The sequence below is a fragment of the Aeromonas sp. HMWF014 genome, assembly GCF_963878295.1.
Classification (GTDB): domain Bacteria; phylum Pseudomonadota; class Gammaproteobacteria; order Enterobacterales; family Aeromonadaceae; genus Aeromonas; species Aeromonas popoffii.
Window position 1 is genome coordinate 6,899 of sequence record NZ_CAWNYS010000301.1, and the last position, 6,431, is coordinate 13,329.

At 62.8% G+C, this 6,431-nt stretch carries 5 protein-coding genes and 1 pseudogene; 2 read left to right on the plus strand and 4 right to left on the minus strand.

The window, feature by feature from the left end:
* Both AAC083_RS23090 and AAC083_RS12385 read left to right on the plus strand, forming a co-directional pair.
* Window positions 1–463, plus strand: a pseudogene (locus AAC083_RS23090) (lipase); the annotation flags it as partial.
* A complete protein-coding gene (locus AAC083_RS12385; RefSeq protein ID WP_108536769.1) occupies window positions 460–1,212 on the plus strand; it encodes a lipase secretion chaperone in 753 nt (250 codons plus the stop codon). The pseudogene AAC083_RS23090 and the gene AAC083_RS12385, both read left to right, overlap by 4 nt.
* 50 nt (window positions 1,213–1,262) lie before the next feature.
* Here the strand turns inward: AAC083_RS12385 and AAC083_RS12390 are convergent, their stop codons facing one another.
* The 4 genes from AAC083_RS12390 to sgrR form a co-directional block, all read right to left on the minus strand.
* The gene (locus AAC083_RS12390; RefSeq protein ID WP_108536770.1) at window positions 1,263–1,976 is read right to left on the minus strand and encodes a hypothetical protein; all 714 of its coding nucleotides are present in this window, start codon (window positions 1,974–1,976) and stop codon (window positions 1,263–1,265) included.
* Window positions 1,977–2,008: 32 nt separating this feature from the next.
* The gene (locus tag AAC083_RS12395) at window positions 2,009–2,404 is read right to left on the minus strand and encodes an acyl-CoA thioesterase (RefSeq protein ID WP_042039144.1); all 396 of its coding nucleotides are present in this window, start codon (window positions 2,402–2,404) and stop codon (window positions 2,009–2,011) included.
* 198 nt (window positions 2,405–2,602) lie between these two features.
* The gene (katG, locus tag AAC083_RS12400) at window positions 2,603–4,780 is read right to left on the minus strand and encodes a catalase/peroxidase HPI (RefSeq protein ID WP_108536771.1); all 2,178 of its coding nucleotides are present in this window, start codon (window positions 4,778–4,780) and stop codon (window positions 2,603–2,605) included.
* Between the two features lie 191 nt (window positions 4,781–4,971).
* Window positions 4,972–6,431: HTH-type transcriptional regulator SgrR (sgrR, locus tag AAC083_RS12405; RefSeq protein WP_258224679.1), on the minus strand; the 1,460-nt coding region annotated here is incomplete at its 5' end.

Here is a 6,431-nt window from a genome sequence, read left to right on the forward strand (position 1 = left end):
GGTGGCCGCTGCCTCGGCGCTGTCCGGCGTCATCTCATTGCTCTCCGGTGCCAGCCAGCTGCCACAGGATCCCCTCGCCACCCTCGATGCCCTGACCAGCGCAGGTGCCCAGCGCTTCAACCAGCGCTACCCCGAGGGGTTGCCCGACCAGTATTGCGGTGAAGGGCCGCTGCAGGCCGCCAACGGCGTCTACTACTTCTCCTGGAGCGGGCGCGGCAACATGACCAACATACTGGATCCGGTGGATCCCGCGCTGGCACTCACCGGCAGCTTCTTCAGCGAGCCCAACGACGGTCTGGTCGGGGTGTGCAGCAGCCATCTTGGCAAGGTGATCGGTACCGGCTACCGAATGAACCATCTGGACGAGGTGAATCAGTCGTTCGGCATCCACCACCTGTTTGAAACCGATCCTGTCACCCTCTATCGCCAGCACGCCAATCGCTTGCAGGGGCTGGGACTATGAAAAAATCCCTGCTAATCGCCGTGTCCCTGGGGGCTGCCCTGCTACTGGGGGCCGTCCTGTTCTCGCCCGACCCGCAGCCAGATCTGACGGCGGCCCCCGAACAGGGGGCCCTGCGCCACCAGCTGGCCCAGCGTCTGGAACGGGGGGAGACGAACGCAGAGGACGAGCTGCTGGCCCGCTACCAGAGCTTTCTGGCGGCGGAGGGCAGCCTGACGGCACCGGCGGATCCTGGCCTCGCCAGCCTGCTGGTGCTGTTTGACGAGCGCGAGCAGCTGCGCCAGCAGAGCTTCACCCCTGCCGAGCAGGAGCAGCTGTTTGCCGAAGACAGGTTGATGGAACAGTGGACCCTGCGCCGCAAGGCGCTGGCAGAGACGAGCGAGGCCGACAAAAAAATGCTGGCCGATGAACTCGATCTCTGGCTGGCGGAACAGCCCCAGTGGTTCAGGGAAGCCGAGGCCAATAGCCGCCTGCTCGGTGATCTGCAGGCGTTGGAGCCACTGGCGCCCGCCGAACGCGACGCCGTGCTGCTGGAGAGGCTGGGACCTGAAGCGATGGATCGGCTGCATCAGCTGGAGCAGGGCTGGCAAGGGTTTGAACGACAGCTAGCGGGCTATCTGGCCGAACTCAAGCCCCTGCCCGCCCTTGTTCGTGCCGAACAGCAGCAGGAAATACTGGCCCGCTGGTTTCCCGCCGAGCAATGGCGGCGGGTAGAGGCGTTGACCCGGCTGCAGTTCGGGGAACAACCATAAACAACAAGGGGGCCCCGACGCGGCCCCCTTAGTTCATTCTGCAACCGCACTCATTGCGGCTTGTTGGCACCGGGCAGTGGCTGCCAGGTGAGGCGGGTCACTTGCGGGCCCTGCACCTCGCACTTGAGGCTAAGATCCTGCCACCCCTTCTCCTGGCGCAGGGAGACTTCCCCCTCGATCCCCTGATCGCCAATCTTCAGCATCTCCTGCTCGAAGATCACCTTGTCACCCCTGGCGAGCTCCATCAGCCTGCCATTGCAGAGCCAGTGGGCGAGATCCGCCCCCTTCAGCTTGACCTCCCCCTTGGCCGCCTTCTGCTCGACCGGGCTCGGGGCAAATAGCTTAGTCAACTCGGCGGCCCGTTTGGTGAGCCAGGCTTCGCGCTGCTGCATGCCCATCTTGCTGACGAACTCGGCCGGCTGGCCCTTGTCGTCCAGCCAGTGGGTAAGCGTCCCCTTCTCATCGAAGGCGAACTGGGCCGCGGGCTCCTTCACCCCGAACAGTTTGCCCCCCTTGAAGTAGTAACGGCTCTCCCCTTCCAGCTTGCCCTGCTCGTTCATGATGGGCACGGCTATGATGACGGGGAAACCATCGATCCAGGCCTTGATGTCGACACCATCATGGCTGAACAGGCGAGTGTCGAGGGCGTTCTCAGCCCCCCGCTCCATCAGGGTGAACTGCTCTGCGAGAGAAGCAGCCACAGAGGGCAGGGAACAGATCCCCAGCCCCAAGCCCAGACTCAGGGCGATCACTGTATTGCGCATTAAGTGTCCTGTGATTGGCCAATAGGCCAAGGTTAACTTTCTACCAACCAGGCCCGCAACCCCTCCCTGTGCTTCTCGCTCAGGGGGAGGGACTGGCGGGTCTGATAGTCAAAATGGATCAGGGTCGTCTCGGCGGTGACGGCCAGCTCGCCGCCCTGCCAGGCTTCCTGCCAGAGCGTGAAAGAGCTGGAGCCAATGCGACGCACCCCGGTTTTGATCGCTACCTGCTGGCCATAAAACAGCTCCCGTTTGAACTGCACCGTGTAACCCGCGATGATCAGGTGCCAATTATGCACATCCAGCTCGGGGGAGAAGATGCGAAACAGGGGATCCCTGGCCGCTTCGAACCAGACCGCCGGCACCGTATTGTTGATGTGACCGAGGGCATCTGTCTCTTGAAAACGGGGTTGGATCTGCATTTCCAGCATGGGCGACTCCTTGTCAGCAGGGGCTTGGTAACTAGCCATCATCAATGAATCAAGATGTTACCTGATATCCAGTCCGAAAAGACAGGGTACTGCGCTTTCCCCCAGCGCTGGCCAATCTGTGTCGCAACCCCCGCACTGCCATTGGCTCAGGACAAAAAATTCCCGCACACCCGGGTGTGCGGGGTTGTCAGGTCGGCCTTAACTCATCAGATCAAAACGGTCCGCATTCATCACCTTGTTCCAGGCACTGATGAAATCGCAGACGAACTTCTCCTTGTTGTCATCCTGGGCATAGACCTCGGCGTAGGCACGCAGTATCGAGTTGGAGCCGAACACCAGATCGATCCGGGTCGCCGTCCATTTCACCTTGCCGCTCTTGCGATCGCGCACCTCATACAAACGCTCTCCCGCTGGGTGCCAGGTGTTGGCCATGTCGGTGAGGTTGACGAAGTAGTCGTTGGTCAAGACCCCTTCTCGCTCGGTAAAGACACCATGCCGGGTGCCGCCATGGTTGGTACCGAGCACCCGCATGCCGCCCACCAGTACCGTCATCTCATGGGCCGTCAGCCCCATCAGCTGGGTGCGATCCAGCATCAGCTCCTCCGCTGTGACCGCATAGTCCCCCTTCAACCAGTTGCGGTAACCGTCAGCCAGCGGCTCAAGCACGTCGAACGAAGCCACATCGGTCTGGGCCTGACTGGCATCTCCACGACCCGGATTGAAGGGGACTGTCACCTCGACCCCGGCGGCCCTGGCCGCCAGTTCAACCCCCAGATTACCCGCCAGCACTATCACATCTGCCACGCTGATCTGGCTGGCGGCAGCAATGGATTCCAGCACCTTGAGCACCCGCGCCAGTCTCGCAGGTTCATTGCCTTCCCACTCCTTCTGCGGGGCCAGCCGGATACGGGCACCGTTGGCACCGCCACGCAGATCCGAGCCCCGGAAAGTACGGGCGCTGTCCCAGGCGGTAGTGACCAGTTCGCTGATGGAGAGGCCACTGGCGGCAATCTTGGCCTTCACCACCGCCACGTCATAATCGGTACGCCCAGCGGGAACCGGATCCTGCCAGATCAGCTCTTCAGCCGGCACATAAGGCCCCACATAGCGGGTTTTCGGCCCCAGATCCCTGTGAGTCAGCTTGAACCAGGCACGGGCAAAGGCGTCAGAGAAACGGGCCGGATCAGCGCGGAAACGCTCGGCTATCTTGCGGTACTCGGGGTCGAACTTCAGCGCCATGTCGGCGTCGGTCATGATGGGATTGTGGCGAATGGCGGGATCTTCCGCATCCACCGGCTTGTCCTCCTCCCGTATGTTGACGGGCTCCCACTGCCAGGCACCGGCCGGGCTCTTTTTCAGTTCCCACTCGTAGTTGAACAGCAGGTAGAAGTAGCCGTTGTCCCAACGGGTGGGGTGGGTGGTCCAGGCCCCTTCAATCCCGCTGGTCACCGCATGGCGGCCAATGCCGCGCTGGGTCTTGTTGATCCAGCCCAACCCCTGATCCGCGACATCGGCGCCTTCCGGCTCGGGCCCGAGCAACTTGGCGTCTCCATTGCCGTGGCACTTGCCTACCGTGTGTCCCCCGGCCGTCAGGGCGACTGTCTCTTCGTCATCCATCGCCATGCGGGCAAAGGTAACCCGCATGTCCTTGGCTGTCTTCAACGGATCCGGATTCCCATCCACCCCTTCCGGGTTGACGTAGATGAGACCCATCATCACTGCCGCCAGCGGGTTGGCCAGATCCCGCTCGCCAGAGTAACGGCCACCGGGCTTGCTGCTCGGTGCCAGCCACTCCTTCTCCGCTCCCCAATAGATGTCTTTCTCGGGGTGCCAGATATCCTCGCGGCCAAAGGCGAAGCCGAACGTTTTGAGCCCCATGGACTCATAAGCCACGGTGCCGGCCAGAATGATCAGATCAGCCCAGCTGATCTTGTTGCCGTACTTTTTCTTGATGGGCCACAGCAGGCGCCGGGCCTTGTCCAGGTTGGCGTTGTCAGGCCAGGAGTTGAGAGGAGCAAAACGCTGATTGCCGGTACTGCCACCACCACGACCATCGGCGATGCGGTAGGTACCGGCCGAGTGCCAGGCCATACGGATCATCAGGCCGCCATAGTGGCCCCAGTCTGCCGGCCACCAATCCTGGCTGTCGGTCATCAGGGCGGTCACATCCTGCTTGAGGGCCGCCATGTCGAGCTTCTTGAGCTCTTCCCGGTAATTGAAACCGGGCCCCAGCGGATTGGTCTTGGTATCGTGCTGATGGAGAATGTCGAGGTTGAGGCTTTTTGGCCACCACGCCATGTTGGCTTGCTCGCCGGAGGTGGTACCACCGTGCATGACCGGGCATTGTCCTTGGGAACGTTCTGAATTGTTGCTCATCGTTTTCCTCATTTGCTCTGCTGTCCATAACCTCAACCAGCATGGCACTTTGGAATTGAATGTCCAATGAACTGCGACCTGCCGACCCATCGTAAAAACCGCAATCAAGACAGGATGACGATCTGCCGAAAGCGCCCCTACAGGTACAAGGTGGGGCGAGCTCGGTTCAACCCGCAACACGTGCGTCGCACTTACTCAGGCCTCAGCCAGGCACTGCGAAAATCGAACCAGCCGAGCGCAGTCATGCGCACCCCGTGTACCCCGACCCGACTCTCCAGCTCCAGCCAGTGATGAAACAGGGGCACAAACCAGCCCTGTTGCTGCACCCGGGCCAGCAGGGCGCGCGGGCCTGGCTCCTCACCGCTGGCACGCCACTGCGTCAGACCCTGCCACAGGGGTCGCTGGCTTGCCCACACTTTACGCAGCAGCGGCGTGCCCAGCAGCCAGGCGTAGGGGGCGAAGGCGTGCTCGTGTTCCAGGTTGAGGCTGCCGAGCCAGAGGTCCACGTCTTCATCCGCCCCGCTCACCCAGCGGCCGTAATCCAGGGTGCGCACCTCGAGCCGGATCCCCTGTTCCGCCAGCAGGCTGGTCATGGCCACGGCGCACTCGTTGAACTCCGGATGCTGGTTGAAACAGGCCAATACCAGGGTCGCTGGCAAGCGTGCCGGCGTTGGCAACGGCGCAGGCAGGGCCTCACGCCAGTGAGGCAGCAGGCCGAGGGCACTGGTCCAGCCCCGCTGCAACTCGGGGGTGACACGCCCCATCAGGGCGACCGGATTGAGCTGCTGGCCGAGCCACTGGCGCAGGACGGGATCCTGCAAGGATCCGGAACGATCGTCCTGCAGCAGGAAATAGCAACCCGATTCAAGCTCCGACTCGCCACGCATGGTACCCAGCTCCGGGCGGTCACGGCCCAGCTGCAGGTGGGTCTCCAGTCGATCCGCCAGATCCGGCAACATCCAGATGTCGATCTCGTCGAGCAGGGCGCGCAGACCGAAGTAGTCGTCGAAGGCCGCCAGACACAGGTGCAGGGGGTCGTTGGCCGCCACCTTGTAGGGGCCGGTACCGACCGGCTGCAGGGCAAAACCCGCCTCTCCCTTGAGTTCGCGCGGCAAGATGGCGGCTACCGGCTCGGCCAGCAGATGGGGCAGCAGGGGATCCGGACTATCGAGATACATATCCAGGGTGCGCGGCCAGGGGCTCTCCAGCCGGGCCAGATGGGCAAACAGCGGGCGATCCTGCAGGGCCAGCAGGCTCTCGATCACATCTTCCACCCCCAGCTCGCGCCCATGGTGAAAACGCACTGCCGGGCGCAGGTAAAAGCGCCAGTGACAGGGGCCGAGGCACTCCCAGTGGTGGGCCAGATCCGCCTCTATTTCCCCATTTTCCTCATTTCGTCGGGTCAGACCGTTGAAGAGCTGGCGGCTCAGGTGGATTTCGGAGCGGCGCATGGGGCCGGTCGGCAGCAACTGGGGCAACGGCCGGTAGTAGGGCACCCGCAGGATCTGGCGCCCTTCCCGGGTGGCCTGACCGAGCTGCTCGATCAGCAGTGGGGTAAGCAGATCGAGGCGATCTTCCGCCAGTCGCACCGCCTGCGCCAGCTGGCCCTGACTCAGCAGATCCCGCAACCGGCGCCGGGTCAGGCTCTCCT

Coding starts and splice junctions, on each gene's coding strand:
- AAC083_RS12395 (WP_042039144.1), bottom strand. CDS start 2,404: ATGCTGGAAATGCAGATCCAACCCCGTTTTCAAGAGACAGATGCCCTC.
- AAC083_RS12385 (WP_108536769.1), top strand. CDS start 460: ATGAAAAAATCCCTGCTAATCGCCGTGTCCCTGGGGGCTGCCCTGCTA.
- katG (WP_108536771.1), bottom strand. CDS start 4,780: ATGAGCAACAATTCAGAACGTTCCCAAGGACAATGCCCGGTCATGCAC.
- AAC083_RS12390 (WP_108536770.1), bottom strand. CDS start 1,976: ATGCGCAATACAGTGATCGCCCTGAGTCTGGGCTTGGGGCTGGGGATC.